The sequence below is a fragment of the Bacillus sp. RCC_6_1 genome (assembly GCF_041360755.1).
In the GTDB taxonomy this organism is placed as follows: Bacteria; Bacillota; Bacilli; order Bacillales; family Bacillaceae_G; genus Bacillus_A; species Bacillus_A cereus.
Window position 1 is genome coordinate 512,104 of record NZ_JBFUPV010000001.1, and the last position, 22,413, is coordinate 534,516.

Genomic DNA, 22,413 nt, shown 5'->3' on the forward strand with positions numbered 1-22,413 from the left:
CAAACAAACTCAAATAATAACACTTATATTTAGAAGCTTTTTCCTTTTTAAAATAAAAAGACTGTTTGTTGTTATCTAAAATTAGTAACAACAAACAGTCTTACTTATGTAGCGATCTAGATTCGTATTTTACTTACTTAATTAACTAATCCAAATGCATACGACATTAACTTATTTGTCTCTGTAAAACGTTTTGTTTTACTGGATGTCCCCATGACCACTGTAATAATTCGATTATCACCTTGCTTTGCAGTCCCAGTAAAACAGTATCCTGCACTATCTGTAAATCCAGTCTTTAGTCCGTCCATTCCTTCTATATATAAACTTTTATTATTTTTGTTTAACATGTCGTTTGTGCTTATAACATTAATATTATTAAATGCTAGCTGACTTTGGCGTAAGTGAGTCACTTCTAATATTTCCGGATAATCTTTTATAAGATGATACGCCAATTGTGCTACATCACCAGCCGTCATTTTTGTTTCACTTCCATCTGGCTCTTGTAATCCAGAAGCATTTGCAAATTTAGCATGTTCCGACATTTTTAACTGTTTCGCTTTTGCATCCATAAGCTGAACGAAATCTTTCTCCGATTTTGCCATATGTTCTGCTAAAGCCACAGCCGAATTATTAGCTGACTCAATCATTAATGCATGATATAAATCTTTAACAGTTAATGTGTCATTAACTTGTACTGGGATTCTCGCTCCTTCTGTTTGTGCCGCCTTCGCACTCATTTTTACTGGATCTTCCCAGCGAACTTTCCCGTTATGTATACTCTCTAGTAAGAGATACGCTGTCATCATCTTAGACATACTAGCCGGTGCAAAAGCTTCATTTTCATTATATTGATAAATAATATCTCCATCACTCGCATCGATAATCATAGCTGCTTTTGCGTTAATTTCTGGTGGGATGTACTTTGGCGGGACTACTTTTTCAGTAAATCCTGCTTTAGGTAGTTCTGCCACTTGCAAAGGTTGTCCCTCTACATTCGCTATGCTCTTTTGATTTCCTTGGAATAAGAACCAACATATCCCTAAAATAATAACTAATAGGACTGTCATCCTTCCCCATTTTAACCGATTCATTTCAAAACTCCTTTAGCAAACCTTTTATACACTCACATTTAACCTTAACAACAATTCCTTTATATAGTCAAGGTAAAAGGTATATTTATTCATATACAGCAATGATTATTTTAATTTATTTATGTTAAACTTACAATATTGAAACGTAAGAATATTCAATAATAAAATCTCGTAAATAAAGCGAAACTTTAATCAGCCCCACCAATCGGGCTACCCGTCAAATAGCGAGATAAACTATTTAATAGAAGGGATTCATACAAATGCTACTTCCAAAATCATTAAAATACGGAGACACAATTGGGATCTACTCCCCTTCTTCACCAGTAACCTACACTTCTCCAAAAAGATTTGAACGAGCAAAATCTTACTTACAACAGAAAGGGTTTCATATATTAGAAGGTTCATTAACAGGTCGATATGATTTTTATCGTTCTGGTAGTATACAAGAGCGTGCTGAGGAGCTAAATGTCTTAATAAGAAATCCTAATATTTCTTGTATTATGTCAACAATTGGTGGGATGAATTCAAATTCAATATTACCTTATATTGATTATGATGCTTTTCTAAAGAACCCTAAAATAATGATTGGGTATTCAGATGCAACTGCTTTATTACTAGCAATTTACGCCAAAACAGGAATCCCTACATTTTATGGACCAGCTCTCGTCCCTTCCTTTGGCGAATTTGAACCTTTTGTTGATTGCACATACAAATATTTTGCTGAAACTTTACTACATGATCATTCTCTTCCTTATCATATAAAACAACCATTATTTTGGTCAGATGAATTTATTAATTGGGAAGAAAAGACGAAGGAGAAAGAACTTCGACCAAACGATTGGATTTCAGTAATTGATGGAAAAGCTACTGGGCGTATTATTGGCGGGAATTTAAACACGATACAAGGAATTTTGGGTAGCCCCTATATGCCACATATTCAAGAAGGCGACATTCTCTTCATTGAGGACAGTTCAAAAGATGCAGCTACTATTGAAAGAAGCTTTTCATTACTTAAAATTAACGGTGTATTCGATAAAATTTCAGGTATCATTCTTGGAAAACATGAGCAATTTGATGATTGTGGTACAAATCGAAAACCTTTTGAAATACTATTAGAAGTACTTCAAAATCAAAGAATTCCTTTTCTAGCTGACTTCGATTGTTGTCATACACATCCCATGATTACCATGCCTATCGGTATTCAAGTAAAGTTGGATGCAACAAATAAAACGATACATGTTGTAGAACCTTGGAAAAAATGAATGCATAGCTTCTATTGTTTTACAATAAAAGCCATGATACTATATAATTTGGAATGTGAAAGATTAAACAAAATACGTTCCAATATCTATTATTAGGAAAAGATAGATATAAATATATATTTATATGTAAAAGAGAGTGAATAAATGAAACCAACTATTAAAAATTACGTATTTTTACATGTAGCTTTTTTGATATATTCTATCATTGTGGTTTACATGAAATGGGCAGCTAAGTTTCCCATTGCTTCCATCTCATTTTTTATTGCTTATTTCGGACTAGTTGTACTTTTATTCGGATATGCAATTTTATGGCAACAAGTAATTAAGCATTTCGAAATATCGAAAGCATATTCACATCGCGGAATTATTATACTGTGGTCAATGCTTTGGTCAGTAGTTCTATTTGGAGATACGATACAGTGGAATCATTTACTTGGTGCGGCTATTATTATCGTCGGAATTGTGGTGGTGACAAAAGATGAATAGTTATATGTTGTTATTGATCTTTGGAATCGTATTGGCCAATTACTCACAAATTTTATTAAAAAAGGCTACTTTACAGCAATATGATTCTAAATTAAAAGAATATGTAAATCCATATGTAATCATCGGTTACTCTTTATTTGTACTTAACGCAGGATTCAATATTATCGCCTTAAAGGGACTGACAATAAATCAAGTCTCTGCATTAGAATCATTAAGTTATATCATCATATTAATTTTCGGTTGGTATTTTTTAGGTGAAAAAGTAACGAAAAGAAAAGTAATTGGGAATACTATCATTTTAATGGGTGTTGTGGTGTATTTTATTAAGTAATCACTTATACAAAAAGCTCCGTTTATCACAAACGGAGCTTTTTACTATTGACCTAAATTTTGCACTTTATCTTTCAAATCTCGAACTTGATCTACCGTCTGCATAAGCTCAGAGTTTTTAAATTGCTCTACATCCACTTTGCCTTCTTCTATCTTTGTCTTCGCCGTATCAATTAACGTATTTAACTTTTCGTTATATCCGACGATTTGTTGATGAAGATCCTTTGCTACATCAGGTGGCGTTAATTCATTGAATGCGGGTATATCTTGTTTAATTTCACTAAGCTTCGTTTCTAATTCTTTTCGAGCCTCGCTATCATTAACGGCCTTTTCTGCTAATGCTGGTGCATCATTTGCAAATGCACTTATTTCATTTACATAGTCTGTCGCCTTTTGAGCATAATCTATGGAGTTCTTTCCTTCTTCCACTATTGAACATCCCATTAAACCAATTGAAACTATGAATACTAATACAATTGATTTTATTTTCATTTTAGACCCCCTTCGTCCTTATAATTGTCTGTAATTTTCTCTATACATAACTTCTAGCTAAATTGTTTATAACCTTTTTCAAATAGCTATTTACCCTCTTACATGCCCTATTATCGTTACAACATCTATTTCTATATGTACGCTTATAATATCTTCAATTATATCCATATACCCTTGTCCTATAGCTGTTCCATAGTGTAATGTAAGCCCCTTCTTTTCATACACTGACTTTGGCACTGAAAAAATAAATCTCCTCAAGTTTCTTTCATCAGCTGGTTCCATAATTAAAACAATCCCATCCTCATCAAACATATACGCTCGCCCTCCAACTTTACATTCACTATGGCTCAGTATTGCCTTGGTCAGCAAAATTTAAAACATAATAAGTTAAGATACACTCTGCTCTATCATAAAGTGAAACTTTAATTAGCCCTCACAAGTCGACTCTTTATCGGCAAATAGCGGGATAAAAATAAAAAGCATTCATTCTTTTTTGTTAAGAATAAATGCTTTTTAAAAAATCAATTTCTAACTCTAGCATCTTTTTTTGACGAGGTTTTACTTTCCTTACGGGAACTCCAGCGTAAATATACCAATCATCTAAACTCTCTTTTACCATACTCATCGCGCCGACTGCCGTACCTTCTCCTACAATTACATTTGGAAAAATAATAGAATTAGCACCAATAATCACATGTTTTTTTAAAATAACTTTTTCTGCTTTCACATTCCTATATTGATTCGGGACGGTTGGCCCCATTAATGTATTTCCACTGAAATCATCAAGTACTGCATATACGATTGTTTTAGCTGAGATGTTTGCAAAATCATGCATTTCAATCCCAACTTCCCCTCCATATAACGCTGTATACGCTGATATGTGCGAATAACTTCCAATTGTGATTTTACCACTTAAAATGCAAAAATCATCAATTCTTACATGATTGCCAACTGATATAGCACTCGGATTATATATACTTGCTTTTTTACTAACCAATACATTTTTCCCAACAGATAAAAATCCAATTTCCTTTAGTTCTTCTTGACTATAAAAACTATTCATCTACCGACACCACCTTCTGCTCTAAACAGATTACAATTTGCTCTACTAGTTCTTTCGTCATTCCTTCCCATAAAGGTAAACTTACGATTCGTTTTGCTATTTTATTCGTTTTTGTTAAATCTGTCGACTTATAGTTTTTAAAAAGAACTTGTTGGTGGCAAGATGGTGAAAAGTATAATCTAGCTTCTATTTTCTGTTTTTTCAGTTCTTCAATTACTTGTATGTTGCGAACTTCTTCTGGACAAATGATAGGCATAAATTGGTGAATAACTGCTTCTGTCTTTTGGACTTTCCACCCTTTTTTCATTAACCCAGTATTTTGTAACAACTGTTTATACCATTCAGAAATACGGGTACGTTCTTTTAATTTTTGATCCCACTTTTTTATAGTCGCAATCCCAATAGCTGCTGCGTATTCAGACATTTTACAATTAAACCCCATCATCGTACATTCACGATTTTTATCAAATCCGAAATTCCCCATTCTTTTAATACGTTGTATATCTTCTTCGTTTTTACTATATATGAGCCCTCCTTCACCAATTCCGAATGGCTTTGTTGCATGAAAGCTATATACGATCATTCCACTAAAATCTTGACCGTAATGCATCCCTCCATTCATTAATCCAAATCCCGGCGCCGCATCTACGACAACCGGAATCCCCTTCTTCTCTAATTCTTCATATTCTTCTAAGTTCATCCATGATCCAAAAGTGGCGTACGGGACAACAATCGCAACCTCTTCTTTTAATTCTTCTATCTTATCCAAAAGTACGGTTTTATCCATATACCAATCATCTATTGAAATATCAATAAAGTAAGGTTCCAATCCACACCAAATAGCGGCTAAGGCAGTCGCAGGGAATGTAAAGCTAGGCATGAGAGCATACTTTCCCTTTCTTCTTTTCTTTAGTTGAATAGCCGCCATTAACCCTAACGTTGCGTTTGCTACTGTTGTAACAGCTCCCCTGTTTTGAAAAAATGACGACATAATTGTTTCCTCAAAACGTTGATTTATAGGTCCATAATTCGTATATATGTGAGATGTATCAATTTCCTTCAATTCGTCCAAATACTCACTTACAGGTACAGTTGAAGCACGTAAAAAAGGAATATTCTCCATATCTATCTATTCCTTCCTATCATTTTCGGACAATATAGAGCATATCTGTTTCAGATAATCCAAATTTCCTAGCACTTTTCATTCCTTGTTTTTCCGCTATGTTATATAATTCTACCTTAAATCCTGCATTCATTAATCGTTGAATAAATCCCGATTGATTGTAAATTCTCACATGATCTTCTTGACCAAAAGCTAATTTCCTCAATTGTGGTGTTACAATTAATTCATTCTCTATAATAAAATCTACATTCATTACGATTGGTACTTGAATAATTCCCCATCCATTTGGCTTTAACGCTCTATATAACTCTCGCATTGCTTTGTCATCATCAGGAACGTGTTCTAACACATGGCTACATAATATTACATCAAAAGTATTACTATCATATGTAATTCTTGTAACATCAATTTCCTTCATTAATGGATCCTTTGGTTCTAAGTCACCACATACATACGTAATATTTTTATACTCGTTAAACCAATCTCTTAACTTTGCTTCAGGTGCAATATGAAGCATTGTATAGTTTCTATTTAACAAGTCCGTTTCCGTTTCAATGTACGCACGGTACAATCTTTCACGATCCATCGAATTACAAACTGGACATATCCCTGTATCTTTATTCCACATTTCAAATTTATATTTCGGAAAATCATAATGTGCTGGCCAAGGTGAAAATTTTTCAAATTGTTGATTGCAATATTGACAATAACAACATTCTTTCTCGAACATATGAGCAACTAACTTGTTTAAGCCTTTTTTTATCTTTTCATTATAAATTTGATCTAGTTCGCCATTTCTTACTGCATCCTTAACTATAAATCCCGCATTTTCTAAACAATAAGATAAACTCTCTTTATACTCACTTTCGGAGCTTAAAAACCCACTATTATATGCATCTATAATTAATTCAATCCACTCTTCAATTGTCATTAAAATAAAATGCATTTGTTTTTGATTTTGTCCACTATGCTGTCTAAAATAACTAAGAGGTTCATGTATATAAACTACTTTTCCTTTCCTCATCATATCTAGCCAAGTTGCAATGTCATTAATAGCAGAATAAGCCTTTCCTTTAAAATATCCAAACTTCCCGTCAAACAAATTCCGATTAAACAAAACAGTTGTCGGCTCACCAACTACATTTTTCAAGTTTTTTAACATATAATTCCCTAATTCTTTTCCTTCAAAAAGTGTAGTTTCTTTCGCGATTTTCATATTTAATGTTGAAGGTGGTAATATCTCTCCATTCTCATCAATCAGTTCACGATATGACGTCACAAATGAAATATTTTCTAACGCCAAAAAGTATTTCATCATTCTCTCGATCTTTTCATGATGAAATAAATCATCATCTAATAAAAAGTTTATATAGTCCCCATTCGCAAGTTCTACACACTTATTAAAGTTTTCGGCAACTAACGGCGTTTCATTTTTTACATATGTAATACACTCATATTCACGTAAGTACGGTTGAATCATAGCATTGACTTCATTATTTGTACTGTCGTCAGAAATAATAATTTCAATATTTTCATATGTTTGATTCAAAGCGCTGTTGAGTGCTAATTCCAAGTAATAAGGTCTATTGTATGCAGGAATAAGTATACTTACTTTCGGTAAAGAAGAATTATTATTTATATGTTGTTTTTTCTTTTCTATGTTTATTTTCTTCGCTCTAATTTTTTGGTAATAGTCTAATGTATATAATATTGATGATGGAACTATCCTTCTTGCATAATCTAGAAAATTAGTTATCGCTTTGTCTAACTCTTTTTCAGTGGATAAGAAACCATATTGTTCTCCTGCTATAATACTGTGTGAAAAATCTTCTAACCCATCCATCATTTTATTAGATTCATTTAACTGTTGATCTGGATGTAATCGAAAGTAACTAAGTGTCTCTGCTATATATACAGCTTTTCCTTTACTTAATAAAGATAACCATGAAGCTATATCTACGTTACATAAATACCGCCTCTTATCAAAAATCCCAAACGGTTCTTGTAAATCATTTTTACGAAATAAAACTGTTGTCGGTTCTCCAATATAATTTTTTTGATCCACAATTACCTTATTTCCTAATTCTGTTCCCGCTATAGTGGTATCCTCTTCAAATAAACGGACAGTCGAATAAATATGTCGTAGCTCTTTCCCTTTATCATCAATGACTTGACGATGAGATGTTACAAGCTTAATTTCATTATCTAAATCCTCGAAAAAATACTTCATCATTTTTTCAATTTTATTCACATGAAATACATCATCATCCATTAAAAAATTTATATATTCACCGTTCGCTTCATTAAATAACATTAGCGCATTTTCAAATTGTCCGAGAGTTGATCTATTTTTTATATAAATAATATTTGAATGATCACATAAGTATTTTTGTAACACTTTTTCTGTTTCATCATTCGTGCTGTCATCTCCAACTATAATTTCTATATTAGGGTACGTTTGTTCTAACACACTACATAGCGCCTTTTCAAAGTAACGAGGACGATTATACGTAGGAATTAATACACTTACCAACGGAAGTTGCTCTACCACCTCTTCAGTTCTTTCAATACGAGTTCTCATTTTAACTCTCTCACCTCTTCGCATATTATTTATATACGCGACACAAAAATCACATTACTTTAACTGTATGGAGCCTATATACTTTTATGCAAACATGAAACAAATTATCATACTTTTCGTTCCTGAATAAACATATTTAATAATGCGGACATTTTATTTGCACCTTTTTTATTCATATGATCACTATCATAAAAATCATCGTCACAAAATAATGGCGAATCAAATAGATCTATGATTTGAAAAGAATATTGAGTTTGAAAATCATTTATAACTTTATAAAAATCTTCTTTTAATTTCTTACTACTACAATTGAAATAATGTGAAGTAACAGGGAACACAACAATTAGTGGCTTTATATCATTTTTTAACAGTAAATCTAAATATTTTTTAAAAATCATTTTATTTTCAACTAAAGTATGAGGGTACGACAGTTTAGCATGTGAAGTTGCTCTTATTTTCCCGTGTTCTTCAAAAGGAATGTGAAGAGGAGTGGTATTCCACTCAGCATTTATCCAAGGCAGCGTCAATGATTCATCTTTTAGTTCGTCTAATAAAATATATTCAAAATGCAAATTAAAAATAGAAAGAAGTGGTTTCGGAGTATTTAGATGGGAGAATCCATCAGTGGGTAGAGGAGAGTGAACTACAGTATGATGACCATCTTGAAACAATGGATAATATACTTTGTGAATTCTATATGATTCAGATGATAACGACATATCAAAGTAAAACGAGAAATAGGCTATTCCTATTAAACAATATTGAAATGAATGATTGTTTGATAAAAGTTGTGACGCTATTAAATAATCATAGTATAGATCTTGCGATGGAAGTGTTAATTTTATTGATTTTTTTGAGAGAAGCTCCGTACTTATGCCACAATGCGGATAAGACAAACCGGTAGCAAACAATTCATACGTCGGATCACTCTTTGCTTTTTTCATAGAAATGTATAAAGACATAAGATCCGGATTTATTTGATAGATAGAAATTAATTTATCCTTCCATTCATACATGTATTTTGTTAAATTAATAATTTTTGAACTTTGCACGCCCCTATTTATCAAGTCATTTGTAAGTTTTTCTGCGTCCCCTCTCCAAATGACTATATATTGAAAAGAACTTTCTATACGAACAACATCTGAAACGTCCACAACATGAACTATTGTTTTACATTTATTTTTGTCTAACGTATTTCGAATCCTATCCCCTGATAATTCATCACTTAAAACAATGATTTTATATTGCTCCTTCATGTACATCCCCTCCATTATATGTATAATATGAAATTCATTTTTAATTCGTAACAATCATATACACCTGCAATCTAACAAAAAAAATAGCTCCACCATTAGGCGTAGCTATTTTTACAATTATTGCTTATTCAAATTATATTCCTTTATCTAACTCATAAAGTTTACGATACTTTTCATTTTCTTTCAGAAGTTGTTTATGACTACCTTGCATGACAATTTGGCCACGATCAAGGAATATAACTTCGTCTACATGTTCTATTCCTACAAGATGGTGCGTAATCCAAATAACCGTCTTTTCTTCCGTTGCAGAAAACATTGTTTCAATTAAAGACAATTCTGTTTTTGGATCTAAACCGATAGTCGGTTCATCAAGTACAATAATTGGTGTTTCTTGCATAAGAGTTCTAGCAAAAGCAACCCTTTGTCTTTCCCCACCAGAAAACCGCTTTCCCATTTCATGCATTTTTGTTTGTAATCCGGCTGGAAGAGAAGTAACATGTGAAGCTAATTGTGCTTTCTCTAAAGCTTTCCATATCTCTTCATCCGTCGCCTCTGGTTTGCCAATTCGTACATTATTTCCAATTGTCGTATCAAACAAATGCGGCTTTTGATTTAATACAGAAATATATTTAGATAAAAGATTCGTATGAGCTCGTTCACCATTTAGTACAACTTGGCCATTTACTGGGCTTAACGCCCCTGTTAACAATTTTAGTAAAGTAGATTTCCCTGTCCCACTTCTCCCTAAAATAGCAATTTTCTTCCCTGCTTTTATTTGTAATGATACATCTTTTAATACAATCTCATTACTATCTGGATAACTATACGATACGTGATTCAGTTCAATATCTACATGTTTTGGTTCAATATAATCTTTCTCTCCATGCAAATCCGTTTCATCATGTAAAACACTATCACTTTCTACGCCATTAAGACGATGGGTAGATTCTACATACGACGGTATTCGATCGATGGCATCTGCAATAGGAATAAGCGCGTTCGTTACAGATAAAGTCATTAATACGAAAGCTGCGATAACTGTAGGAGCAATTTGTTCACTTGCCGCTTCATTCCCAGTCCATATGATCATCGAAATAACTACAATACCTACTACTAATTGAATGATACTGTCCCGAATATGATACCAGCGTTTCACTCTCTTTTCGATTTTTAACAACTGATCATTTTGTTTTACATACTCATTAATAAATTCATCTTTACGACCACTTGCTTGCCAATCAGATAATCCAAAAACAGCATCTGTCAGTTGTTGATACAAACGGTTTCTTCCTTGCTTTAAAGTAACATGATGTTTCTTCATCAAAAGTAATGATACAATCGGAAGAAGAAAAACGATAATAGCTAACATACAACCTACAATAAGTGCAAAAACAAAATCAAATGCACCGATAACAAGTACGAAGATACTATAAACAACTAGCGCTAATATGCTAGGAAATATTGTACGTAAATATAGGTTTTGCAAATGCTCTATATCTTCGGATAACACTCCTAACATATCACCCGTTTGAAATCGAGAACGGAAAAATAACGCCTGTGGTTCTACTATTCTATATAGCCTCGTTCTCATTTTTTCTAATATACGTAGTACGACATCATGTCCGACTAAGCGCTCTATATAATGAAATACAGCTTGCCCTATACTAAACGCTCTTGTTGCAACAATAGGAACATATACAGCCATTACATTTTCTGGTCTAAGGGCAGATTTTGAGATCAAATAACCTGAAATAAAAAGTAACATCGCTCCTGAACTAACTCCAAGAAGACCAAGGAAAATAGTTAAAGTCATTCTACCTTTATTTTGTTTTATATAAGGTTTAACCCAGTTACTCATTTCTCTCCCCTCTCTTCCCTATGAAAATGTAATGTCTCATTCTCTAAAAGTTCTTCATACGTCCCACTTTCTTTCATTTCCCCTTTATTTAAAATAAGAATATGGTCCATTTGTTTCATCCAATGTAGACGGTGGGTTGCTAAAAATACTAACTTTCCATTAAATAGACGTAACATCGCTTGCTTTATTTCAAATTCGGTTTCAATATCAAGATGTGCCGTAGGCTCATCTAATAAAATGATTGGTTTTTTACTTAAAAGCGCACGCGCCATAGCAACACGCTGTTCTTGTCCGCCACTTAGCATACGTCCACCTTCTCCAATTCTTTCGTGCATCCCATTTGGAAGTGATGTAACGAGTGAACGAAGGCCGACTTCATTAATAACTCTTTCAACTTCTTCATCTGTTGCATTTGTTTCATAAAAACGAATGTTATCCTTTAATGAAAGCGGAAAAATATAAGGTTGCTGCGGAATATAAGCGATATTTTTTTGCCAATCTTCACGAGTAGATCCATCAACTTCTACACCATTTACTAACATCTTTCCACTCGAAGGAGATAAAAAACCTGCTAATACGTCGATTAACGTCGATTTGCCTGCACCACTTTCACCAATAACACCAATAGCACCGTTACCTTCCCAAGTAAAATTAATTCCTTCTAATATAGCCTTTTCAGATTCAGTATTATTAACTTTGATGTCTTGTAATTTCAAGCTACTAGAGGCATTCCATACTATATCTTCATTTAAATCTTTCTTTTGTATTCCTTTTTGTTGTTGCAAAATCTCTTCTATTTGCTCCATCACAATTTGTCCATCTAATGTCGCATGATAATTTGCTCCCACTTGTTTAATCGGCAGAAAATATTCCGGAGCTAAAATCAAAATTGTAAGGGCTGGTAATAGTATAATCGTTCCATCTATTAAACGTATCCCTAATCCAACTGCCACAAACGCAATTGATAAACTCATAAAGAAATCTAATGCAAAAGAAGAAAGAAAAGCAACTCGCAAAGTACGCATCGTTGCTTTTCTATACCTTTTACTTACTTTTTCAATCTTTCCTTCGTGCTGTTCACTTTTCCCTAAATACTTTAATGTTTCTAAACCTTTTAACGTATCTACAAAATGGTTCGAAAGTACACGATATATCTCGTACTGACTATCTGCCATTTTTTGCGCTGCTAATCCGAGAAGAATCATAAATATGATCACGATAGGAATCGTTACAACTAAAATGATTCCAGACTCAATATCTAGCGTAAAAACATATAGTACAATTAGACCTGGAACGATGCTACTTCTAATCATTTTAGGAATCGTTAATTCAATATATGTTTTAAATTTCTCAATCCCTTCAATTGATAAGGTAACCAGATGACCAGTCCCAACAGTTTGAACATACCTTGGACCTAATGTGAAATATGCCTCTACTAGTTGTTTTCTCAGTAACGACCCTGTTTTTTCAGCAAAACGTTCCACTAATATTTGTGATGTTCGAACTACTATATGACGCGCTGCAAACGCGATACCAAAATAAACAATTTCACTTAATATTGTTTGTACTGTCTCTCCATGAAATAAAAACGTAATAGCTCGTGCTAAAAAGATTGTTTGCGCAATAATACTAAAAGCTTCTAAAATACTAATAATCGTTAACGCTACATATAAAATACGGCTACCGGGATAAGACGGAAGTCCTCTTTTTCTTTTCATTAGTACTCCAAATCGTTGTCTGACTTAACAGGTTGTCTAAATACATAATAACTCCATATTTGACTTCCGATAACGAAAGGCAAAATAGCAATCGCAAAGTAAGTCATAAGTTTTAATGCATAAGCTCCTGATGCTGCGTTGTAAATTGTCAAATCATTCATTGCTCCTAAAGAGCTAATCATAACACGTGGGAACATACCGATAAATACACTCGCACTTAGTAAAATGATTGTTAAACTCGTCATAAAGAAAGCCCAACCATCTCTTCTTCTTTTATTTAATAAAGTGGACACTAATAGTGCTACAAAAGCTCCGATTGGCACCATAATCCATTCTGTTCCATGAGCAGTGAAAATGTCGGTTTTCCATAACCCCACACCAGCAAAAACAAGAAGTGTAATTAATGAAAATGGTGCAATTTTTATTGCAGCAATTCGTGCACGTTCTCTCAATTTACCAGTTGTACGTATCGTAAGAAATTGTAATCCGTGAACAATACATAGTAGGAGAAACATTACTCCTCCAAGTAACGCAAATGGATGAAGTAATTGCAAGAATCCACCTACAACATTTTTACTCTCATCAATAGGTACACCTACCATAAAGTTTGCAATCGCAACTCCCCAAAGGATAGGAGGTAACATACTTCCAATAAACATCCCCCAATCCCATGCACTCTTCCACTTATGATTATCTATTTTCGCACGAAATTTAAAGGAAACACCTCGTAAAATTAAAGCAAGAAGCATAAATACAAACGGAATATAAAAACCACTAAATAAAGTTGCATACCAGTGCGGAAATGCCGCAAACATGGCTCCACCAGCACAAACAAGCCATACTTCATTCGCGTGCCAGAACGGTCCTATTGTATTTAAGTAAACTCGTTTTTCAAAATCATTCTTTCCTAAAAACCTCGAAACCATTCCTACCCCAAAGTCGAAACCTTCCAGTACGAAGAATCCAACAAATAAGATTGCAATAACTAAAAACCATAACTCATTAAGAGATAACATACTCTTCCTCCTTATCAAATGGATCATGGCTTTGATAATCCTTTTTCGTTTTCTTATTCGTATGGCCCTTAATAGTACGAACAAATAAGTACACACAAATTCCACCCATAATTAAATACATTGATGTGAATGAAATAAGTGAGAATAATACTTCACCGAATGTTACATTTGGTGATACAGCATCTTCTGTTTTCATTACACCAAATACAACCCAAGGTTGACGACCCATTTCAGTCATAATCCACCCTACTGTATTACCGATGAATGGAAGAGAAATTGCATACACCATTAATTTTAAATACCACGTTTTTTCCGCTAAACGATCTTTTCTTGATAAGAACCATCCGTAAGCTCCTAGAAGAAGCATGAATGTTCCACTCATTACCATCGCTCTAAAACTCCAAAACATTGTATGCACTGGAGGAATATAATCTCCAGGTCCATATTTTTCCTCATATTGTTTTTGAATTTGATTCATCCCTTCAACTTGACCGCTAAACTTATCATACGATAATAGACTTAGCATATAAGGGATTTGAATTTCAAACGAATTTTCTTTCTTCTCTGTATCAATTTTCGAAAATACTGTAAATGGTGCTGGATCCTCACTTGTATTCCATAGCGCTTCAGCTGCCGCCATCTTCATTGGATGTGTCTTAATTAATTGTTGCGCTTGTGCATGACCGAAGAATAATACAAGCGCCGTTGTAATTGTTCCAACAATGATAGAAATTCGGAAAGATTTTTTAAATACTACAGTTTCTTGTCCTTTTGTAATTTTCCATGCACTTACACCAGCAATAAAGAATGCACCTGTTGCAATTGCCGCTGTAATTGTATGCGGGAATTGTACCCATAGTTGTGGGTTTTGAATAATGGCTAAGAAATCATTCATTTGCGCACGACCATCAGCTGCCATTTCATACCCGACAGGTGACTGCATAAATGCACTTGCAGTTAAAATCCAGAATGCTGATAACATCGTTCCAATTGAAAGGAGCCAAATACACATTAAGTGAATTCGCTTCGGTAATTTATCCTCACCGAATACCCATAAACCCAGGAATGTAGACTCAATGAAAAATGCCAGTAATCCTTCAATCGCAAGTGATGGACCAAATACATCACCTACAAAACGTGAATACGTTGACCAGTTCATACCAAACTGGAATTCTTGTAAAATACCTGTTACTACACCTACTGCAAAGTTAATAAGGAATAATTGCGTCCAAAACTTTGCCATCTTCTTATATACTTCTTGCCCTTTTACCACATACAACGTTTGCATGATCGCAATAATAAAAGCTAAACCAATTGACAGCGGAACAAAAAAGTAATGGAAAATCGTTGTTGATGCGAACTGTATTCGTGCCAATTCGAGCGTTTCCATACTAAAATCACTTCCTTCATAGTTTTTATAATAAAAGTTAATTGAGCAATCTTATCAAACTCAATTATTAAGAAATACGAAAAGACAAAAACATTTTGTATGTATTGTCGAAAAATATGAAGTTTCAGTTTTTCAAACTATTGTAATGCTATTTTTTACCTTTTCACTATTTCTGTAGTGTTTTATTCGTTAATCGAATTGTATAATATACCTGCATAGTAAATTCAGGTTATTTTTGACGTATTATTGACATCATTTTGTCTGAAATATGTCTTTTGTCATTTTTTTGAATCAGATTTTTCTCATTAGCAAAATGTGTTTTTTCAATATACTTCTTACTTTTATATCTATAAAACAATCGTTTTTCTCTTCATACACTTGACTTTCACCCGAAAAAATGTCCTCGAAACCACCCTCGATAAACGCTTGTTTTTTGTCAAGAGAAAAATGTATTTTTAAAATTCAAACTCGAAATAATGTTATTCAAAAATAGAAAATAACTTCCCTCTTCCTCGACTAAAAGTTCATTTTTTTGTCATTTTTCCAGAACAAATAAAAAAACTGAAAGTCGATTAGACTCTCAGTTTTTTTATTTATTTTGCTGTATGTTTTCTAACGGCTGGTAAAATTTCAGTAGCAATTAATTCAATATTTTTCTCAATTTTATCAAATGGTACACCGCCAAAATCAATTTGTGCCATAAAGCGTTGTTGGCCAAATAATTCATATTGGTACAGCATTTTCTCAATGATTTGTTGTGGGCTACCAACCATTAAAGCATCACGGTAATCTATTGCATTTGTAAATTGCTGTTTCGGATACCCACCACCGCGCAGTGTAAGCATACCAGCATTAATGTGAGGGTAATATTCACTAAGTGCATCTTGTGAATTTTTTGCCGTATAAAATAAACTCGTTGTCGCAACTGGTAAACTAGCTGAATCAAATCCACTTTGTACAGCCGCCTCGCGGTAAGCATCTACTGACACTTTAAAGTTAATTGCTGGACCACCAAGTGTTGTTATCATCATTGGTACACCCGCGCGTCCCGCTTTAATTGCACTAGCTGGTGGACCTCCAACCGCACGCCAAATTGGTAAGTTATTATTTTTCGCTCTCGGAATAACCGATGCATGTGCGAGCGGTGCTCTGAACTGTCCATTCCATGTTACATGTTCCTCGTTATTAATTTTTAATAAAAGATCCATCTTCTCTTCGAATAATTCTTCATAATCATTCACGTCATAACCAAGTAAACTATATCCCCCAATACGAGATCCACGACCAGCCACAATTTCTGCACGTCCATTAGAAATCAAGTCAATTGTAGCGAAATCCTCATATACTCGAACTGGGTCAGATGTACTTAATATCGTTGCTGAACTTGCAATTTTTATATTTTTCGTAGCTTGTGCAATAGCTCCTAAAATAACTGTATGAGCTTGTGTTGTAAAATGCGTTTGATGACTTTCACCGACAGCAAACACATCAAGCCCTGCCTCATCTGCTAACTTAGCTGTTTCAATTAGTTCGTGAATTCTTTTCTCTGGCGTAATTTTCTCCCCATTATGTGGATTTAAAACATGATCACCAATTGAATATAATCCAAACTCAATTCCTTTTCTTATATCTATACGGTATTTTTCCATAGTTACTCTCCCCTTTAATAAAGTAGTATTCGTTTTTTTCTAAAAACGTTGGTAAGTCAGGTATATCTCCGTATTACCTACGCCTTCACTTGATTAGTCAATTGATAGTGTAAAAAAAATTACTCTTGCGGTAATTCTTTTTTTTCACTATGCTTATGAACTTTCGTCATTAGCTCGTATAATATTTTCTGCTCTTCTTCATTTAATACATCATCAAAAAACGAAGATTGAAATGCAAGTTGCTCTGGCAATGCTCTCTCTAAAGCTGCTTCTCCTTGCTCTGTAAGACTAATTGTTTTCGTTTTCCAATCTTGTTTTCGTACAATATATCCTTCTTTTTCAAGACGAGTTAACATTCGAGAAATGCCACCTTGTGTAACAGTTACCTTTTCAGCTAACTCCATTTGTGTTAGTGGTTGATACGTACGTATTTGCAAAAGCACATCAAATTGAGCTGTCGTTAAATCAAAACGTTTTAAAAACTCATTTGACATTTGATTACTTTGGTTCGTAAATCGTATTAAACGTAACCATATTAATGATCCTATCGTATTATCACGCATGCTTGATCACTTCCTATCGTGAATCTTACTATCACTTTACCACTCAAGTGATAGTAATGCAAGAGAAAATCACATTTTTTATATACCTCAACTTACTTTTACTTAACTAAAGGCATCACTCGTGTAGTATTAGGTCTACTTGCCATTCTCTACATCTCCATAAAAAAAGGATTAAGCTCCAACGCCAATCCTTATCATGCATTTATTTTTTGTTTCCAAAACAATATGTTTGAAATTCACATCGTCTTCTAATCTATTATTTTCTTTTATCGTACCGTAAATTCATTTGAGCATACCGTCTTCATGTAAAACTTGTATAAGTTTGCATAAAAGGCTCTTGTTTACACCAATGGGGCTCTTACGGGATAAATCATTTAAGTTCTACTTTTACTTCCTCTTTAGACATAACATCAGGTCTATAAATTAATTCAAGATTAGAATCACCTTTTTTCGCTTCAAATGTTATGGCTCCTGTTAACTTACCGTTTGGATCTACATCTTTAATTTTAAAAATATTTTTATTACTAGTTGAAAATGTATGGTCCACGATACTTCCATCTCCTCTTTCAAGGTAAAAATCTAATGGATTAATTCTAACTTTTTGATTACCAATATTCTCTACTGTAACATGAACAATAACAAACTCATTACCTTTTTCCAGCTTATCATATTCTGCCACTTGTGCTATTTGTACTTTATGGACTGTTAATTTTTGATTTCTAATTTGAGTAGTTTTTTCAACATTATATTCTCTTGTATCTTCATTCTTCGTATTTTCTTTTTTGGCACTACTTTGCTCTTCCTTCGTATTATTTGATACAGTTTTAGCTACTTCTTTCTTCTCATCACATGCCGATAAACTGAAAGCTAACGTCCCTGCTAAAGTGACTGTCGCGATTTTTTTAAACATAAATTCCCTTCCCCCAATGTAAAAATGATAAAAATCCCCAAAAACTATATATTATACTAACAGATAAATGAACAGCATATTGTCGTTATGTGTCGAATGTAATAAGGCTATGTATAAGTATGAAGTCTTACTTTGCTTCATCTCTCAACTGTTCGACATATAATAAAATTTTAACAATAAGACATCCACCTTACTTACGAACTCTTTATTCCCATAACTATGTGTATCATAAATTTTTAAATAAGAAAAAATTAAAATAAAATGATAAAATTAAACAAATCACTAATATAAAGGTGGGCAGAACATGCATATTTCTAAACAATTTATAAAACCATTCCCTGAATATGAAGACATATTTTATGATGATTTGGAACAACATAAAAAGCACTTTTTACCCATTTGTTCTATAAACTTACAATGTATTGAACCGGAATTGGACGAATGGGTACATATTGTGTCAGCAAAAGAAATCCATGATGGTTGCGTGGGTGATTTCACCAAACCATTTCACACAAATTTTACGAAAGCAGATACATTAGGATTCGATGTCATTAATGGAAAATATAAATTTGAAGCGGATTGGAATTATTTCGAAATCGAACAAAATAATTCTGACATAATAGAACAAGCCTATGAGAGTAATAAAAGAGATTATCAAATTCGTAAAGAGTATTTTCAACGTAATCAAAAAATTTATCCTTATTCTAGCTTAGGAAAAGAAATAACATCTGTAGAATTATTAGAACAAGAGTTTGCTGAAAAACAAACAAATGGCTGGGGATTAAATTATCCTGTGGTAAATGGTATCCTAGATGATGTTCGTTTTATGACAGAAGAAGGTGAAGAATTATTAGAAGACTGCGATAACGAAGACGAAATTTTTGACTTTACGAATCTTCTATATGTACCAAAAGATGAATATGGACATCCCTTTACATATGTTGGATTTGTTACAGGATATTATTTTCAAGCTTATGGTGCCGATCGTATTTACTTATTCTTTAATAAAGAATTAAGAAAAGCAGTAATTTGTTTTGAATATACATAAGATAATTAAGAAAAGTCCATTTTGAACATTATTACTTGAATCAAAATGGATTTTTTATAAATAATTTATTTCTATTTCAATTCCGCATCTACTGTGAAATGTGTAAAACCTCATATAATGTAATATCCCCTATCTCTTCAATTTCAGGCTTTACTTCATAAAATTCAAACTGACTATATCCCCACTTATCTGGGTTATACACTATTACATTCCCTTTACAATTTTCTGTATTCTGGACATTCTTATTAAAAAAGTTAAATTGAGTTTCAATCAATGAATTCTTTTGAGAAATACTCCCCACGTATTCAACAACATACTTACATTTCTTAAAATCATCACTTAGATTAACCACTAATGGAACACCTATATTTATTTGTTGCCATCCAAAAGATTGTAAAATGTTATCGTAATACCCTTCAAAGATAAATTTATTCATCCCTTCATGACCATTCCAAATATATAAAGGTGCATAGCAGTTATAAAAATCCCCGTCTTTCTCCGTTTCCGTAATTAAATAAGCTTTAAAATTTAGTGCTTGGAAACCATCAGTTTTATAACCATTATCCTTTACCCTTTTCTTAATAATTTCCATGTCATAATCCTTTGGCAAAATGACCTTATATTGCATTCCAATCATGTTTATCACTCGCTTTCAATCTTATATACATTATGATAAATCGATAAGTAGCTAACGTAAAATAGGTATAAATTATGTTTGGTATCATTTATAATGATAGTGCATAAGGGGCTGAGATACATGGAAATAAATGATCTTATTATATTCAAAACTGTGGCCAGTGAGGGTTCTATTAGTAAAGCTGCTAAAGAGTTAGGATATGTTCAACCTAACGTAACTGAGCGAATCAAAAAATTAGAACAAGAATTAGAAACGCCTTTACTACATAGAGATAACAAAGGTGTTTCCTTGTTACCTTCTGGTGACATTTTATTAGATTACACGAATCAAATATTAACTCTATTAGAAGAAGCGAAAGATAAAATTAAAACAAGTGGGTCTTCTTATATAATCGCGACGTCACAATCGATTTTGACTAATTATTTAAGTAAGCGTATTAAAGAAAATTTCATGAATTATCAAATATATGTAGAAAATAGTAGTCATTTGCCAAAATTACTGCAGCAACAAAAAGTTGATATGGTCATCACTTATGAGGATGATTCTGGTGCAGGTTTTAAAAAAGTATTTACTACTTCAATTTCTATAGGCTTACTAAAAGATCAAGAAAAATGTATCATTGACTATTCAAAGGAACTCTTCTTCGTTAGTAATGACAAAAAGTGTCCTTTTAGAAATAAGACGATACAATTTCTAAAAGAAAATAATTTATCTCAGCGTCAACTTCAACAATTAGATTCTTATTCGCTTATGGAAGAGTTTATTCAGGACGGAAAAGGGATAGCCTTTTTGCCGATTAAAAATGATAAATTGGTACCAATTGAAGATGTTCCAGTTGAGAAATTAGCTGTTCATTTTTTTACAAATCAAAACTCTTTCAAACAAATCCCTGATGAACTATTTGGTTAATAAAAAATCCCTCCTTTATGAATCTAAAAGAGGGATTTTCATATTCTATACAATTGATTTTTCACACATTTTGCTCCACTTCTGCACTTTTCTCCTTCTTATTCCGTTTCATATTCTTCAGTCCCTTAACCGTCCCAACCAATCCTTTCGGAAAAACGAGTAACACGATAATATACAATAAACCTAGAATAATCGTCCATCTTTCAAAAATCGGATATTCCGTCGCTAGTTCTGATAAATAATATTTTAGTGATTCAATAATTCCAGCCCCTGCAATTGCTCCAATTAACGTTCCAACCCCACCAATCATCGTCATCAATAATGCATTTAATGTCATTTCAATTGAAAATACAGTCGTATTAACAAAACGTAATGTAATAACAAATAAACCACCGCTAATCGCAGCTACTACTCCTGCAACAATGCTAGCAATAATTTTATAATGAAGCACTTTATATCCTAGTGCTTCAACACGTTGTTCATTTTGTGAAATTGCCTTTAATACTTTCCCAATAGAAGACTTTGTAAAAAGACGTAATAGAATAAAAATGAAGCATAAACATACAAATGATACATAATAAAAAGTAAAACGATCACGGAATATTTCTGGTACACTAAATGTAAAACCATCTCCTCCGTGAGTGAGCCCACGCCATTTTTCAGCAAGGACGAAAAACAACTGTGAAATAGCAAGTGTTAACATTGCATAAAAATGACTTTTCAATCGTAAAGAAAGCAAACCAATTATATAACTAACGATTGCTGAAACGATAATTGCAGCTACTATTCCAATTAAAAAGTTCGTTATTGATACGCCTTGTCGATCAAATAAAAGCGCTACCCCATATGCTCCTATCCCAAAGAACATACAATGACCGAACGATACAATTCCTGTATACCCAAGCAATACATCAAAACTCATTGCAAAAATAGCAAAGATGAAGATTTGAGTGAACAAAATTAACAGGCTCCGTGAATCATTTACGAACGGAAATACACTTAAACAAATGAGCATACATACTCCGAAGTAT

21 protein-coding genes are annotated in these 22,413 nt (G+C 33.1%); 5 read left to right on the top strand and 16 right to left on the bottom strand.

Annotated features, from left to right (window positions below; translation table 11 throughout):
* Window positions 1-137: 137 nt before the first annotated feature.
* Complete coding sequence (locus AB6801_RS02560) at window positions 138-1,091, bottom strand: D-alanyl-D-alanine carboxypeptidase family protein (protein ID WP_001080871.1); 954 nt, start codon at window positions 1,089-1,091, stop codon at window positions 138-140.
* A 260-nt stretch (window positions 1,092-1,351) separates the two neighbouring features.
* Here AB6801_RS02560 and AB6801_RS02565 point away from each other — a divergent pair, with 260 nt between their 5' ends.
* From AB6801_RS02565 to AB6801_RS02575, 3 genes are all read left to right on the top strand, one after another.
* Entirely contained in the window at window positions 1,352-2,353 is a 1,002-nt protein-coding gene (locus AB6801_RS02565) for a S66 family peptidase (protein ID WP_087968021.1), read from the top strand.
* A 144-nt stretch (window positions 2,354-2,497) separates the two neighbouring features.
* On the top strand, window positions 2,498-2,839 hold the full coding sequence (locus AB6801_RS02570) for an EamA family transporter (protein WP_000805132.1): 342 nt from the start codon (window positions 2,498-2,500) through the stop codon (window positions 2,837-2,839).
* Window positions 2,832-3,170 carry an EamA family transporter gene (locus AB6801_RS02575; protein WP_001089876.1) on the top strand — a complete coding sequence of 113 codons (339 nt, stop codon included), beginning with the start codon at window positions 2,832-2,834 and terminating at the stop codon, window positions 3,168-3,170. The genes AB6801_RS02570 and AB6801_RS02575 overlap by 8 nt, the downstream gene beginning before the upstream one ends.
* Window positions 3,171-3,214: 44 nt before the next feature.
* On the opposite strand, the gene AB6801_RS02580 is transcribed toward AB6801_RS02575, so the two are convergent.
* From AB6801_RS02580 to AB6801_RS02640, 13 genes are all read right to left on the bottom strand, one after another.
* A complete protein-coding gene (locus AB6801_RS02580; protein WP_000695229.1) occupies window positions 3,215-3,661 on the bottom strand; it encodes a DUF6376 family protein in 447 nt (148 codons plus the stop codon).
* Between the two features lie 90 nt (window positions 3,662-3,751).
* Complete coding sequence (locus AB6801_RS02585) at window positions 3,752-3,973, bottom strand: hypothetical protein (protein ID WP_000459099.1); 222 nt, start codon at window positions 3,971-3,973, stop codon at window positions 3,752-3,754.
* 184 nt (window positions 3,974-4,157) lie between these two features.
* Window positions 4,158-4,724, bottom strand: coding sequence for an acyltransferase (locus AB6801_RS02590; RefSeq protein WP_001084165.1), 567 nt, complete (start codon window positions 4,722-4,724; stop codon window positions 4,158-4,160).
* A complete protein-coding gene (locus tag AB6801_RS02595; RefSeq protein ID WP_000427968.1) occupies window positions 4,717-5,847 on the bottom strand; it encodes a DegT/DnrJ/EryC1/StrS aminotransferase family protein in 1,131 nt (376 codons plus the stop codon). The genes AB6801_RS02590 and AB6801_RS02595 overlap by 8 nt, the downstream gene beginning before the upstream one ends.
* Before the next feature lie 19 nt (window positions 5,848-5,866).
* Window positions 5,867-8,428 carry a glycosyltransferase gene (locus AB6801_RS02600; protein ID WP_097999029.1) on the bottom strand — a complete coding sequence of 854 codons (2,562 nt, stop codon included), beginning with the start codon at window positions 8,426-8,428 and terminating at the stop codon, window positions 5,867-5,869.
* Window positions 8,429-8,535: 107 nt separating this feature from the next.
* Complete coding sequence (locus AB6801_RS02605; RefSeq protein ID WP_000664252.1) at window positions 8,536-9,684, bottom strand: hypothetical protein; 1,149 nt, start codon at window positions 9,682-9,684, stop codon at window positions 8,536-8,538.
* Window positions 9,685-9,817: 133 nt separating this feature from the next.
* On the bottom strand, window positions 9,818-11,542 hold the full coding sequence (gene cydC / locus AB6801_RS02610) for a thiol reductant ABC exporter subunit CydC (protein WP_097999028.1): 1,725 nt from the start codon (window positions 11,540-11,542) through the stop codon (window positions 9,818-9,820).
* Window positions 11,539-13,260 carry a thiol reductant ABC exporter subunit CydD gene (gene cydD, locus AB6801_RS02615; protein ID WP_097999027.1) on the bottom strand — a complete coding sequence of 574 codons (1,722 nt, stop codon included), beginning with the start codon at window positions 13,258-13,260 and terminating at the stop codon, window positions 11,539-11,541. Before cydD ends, cydC begins: the two co-directional genes overlap by 4 nt.
* Window positions 13,260-14,276, bottom strand: coding sequence for a cytochrome d ubiquinol oxidase subunit II (gene cydB, locus AB6801_RS02620; RefSeq protein ID WP_000950083.1), 1,017 nt, complete (start codon window positions 14,274-14,276; stop codon window positions 13,260-13,262). The genes cydD and cydB overlap by 1 nt, the downstream gene beginning before the upstream one ends.
* Entirely contained in the window at window positions 14,263-15,666 is a 1,404-nt protein-coding gene (cydA, locus tag AB6801_RS02625) for a cytochrome ubiquinol oxidase subunit I (RefSeq protein WP_000448870.1), read from the bottom strand. The genes cydB and cydA overlap by 14 nt, the downstream gene beginning before the upstream one ends.
* A gap of 593 nt (window positions 15,667-16,259) precedes the next feature.
* Window positions 16,260-17,315 carry an LLM class flavin-dependent oxidoreductase gene (locus AB6801_RS02630; protein ID WP_000417538.1) on the bottom strand — a complete coding sequence of 352 codons (1,056 nt, stop codon included), beginning with the start codon at window positions 17,313-17,315 and terminating at the stop codon, window positions 16,260-16,262.
* Between the two features lie 119 nt (window positions 17,316-17,434).
* Window positions 17,435-17,878: a MarR family winged helix-turn-helix transcriptional regulator gene (locus tag AB6801_RS02635; RefSeq protein WP_001205523.1), complete on the bottom strand. Its 444-nt coding sequence runs from the start codon at window positions 17,876-17,878 to the stop codon at window positions 17,435-17,437.
* Between the two features lie 370 nt (window positions 17,879-18,248).
* Window positions 18,249-18,788, bottom strand: coding sequence for a DUF4352 domain-containing protein (locus AB6801_RS02640; RefSeq protein WP_000473158.1), 540 nt, complete (start codon window positions 18,786-18,788; stop codon window positions 18,249-18,251).
* Between the two features lie 304 nt (window positions 18,789-19,092).
* Here AB6801_RS02640 and AB6801_RS02645 point away from each other — a divergent pair, with 304 nt between their 5' ends.
* The gene (locus tag AB6801_RS02645; protein ID WP_097999026.1) at window positions 19,093-19,836 is read left to right on the top strand and encodes a siderophore biosynthesis protein; all 744 of its coding nucleotides are present in this window, start codon (window positions 19,093-19,095) and stop codon (window positions 19,834-19,836) included.
* Between the two features lie 88 nt (window positions 19,837-19,924).
* Here AB6801_RS02645 and AB6801_RS02650 read toward each other — a convergent pair whose 3' ends face one another.
* Window positions 19,925-20,473, bottom strand: a complete 549-nt coding sequence (locus AB6801_RS02650; RefSeq protein WP_097999025.1) for a DUF4865 family protein — start codon at window positions 20,471-20,473, stop codon at window positions 19,925-19,927.
* 120 nt (window positions 20,474-20,593) lie between these two features.
* Here AB6801_RS02650 and AB6801_RS02655 point away from each other — a divergent pair, with 120 nt between their 5' ends.
* On the top strand, window positions 20,594-21,382 hold the full coding sequence (locus tag AB6801_RS02655; RefSeq protein ID WP_000405005.1) for a LysR family transcriptional regulator: 789 nt from the start codon (window positions 20,594-20,596) through the stop codon (window positions 21,380-21,382).
* Between the two features lie 61 nt (window positions 21,383-21,443).
* Here AB6801_RS02655 and AB6801_RS02660 read toward each other — a convergent pair whose 3' ends face one another.
* Window positions 21,444-22,397 carry a branched-chain amino acid ABC transporter permease gene (locus AB6801_RS02660; RefSeq protein ID WP_141530620.1) on the bottom strand — a complete coding sequence of 318 codons (954 nt, stop codon included), beginning with the start codon at window positions 22,395-22,397 and terminating at the stop codon, window positions 21,444-21,446.
* Window positions 22,398-22,413: the final 16 nt, after the last annotated feature.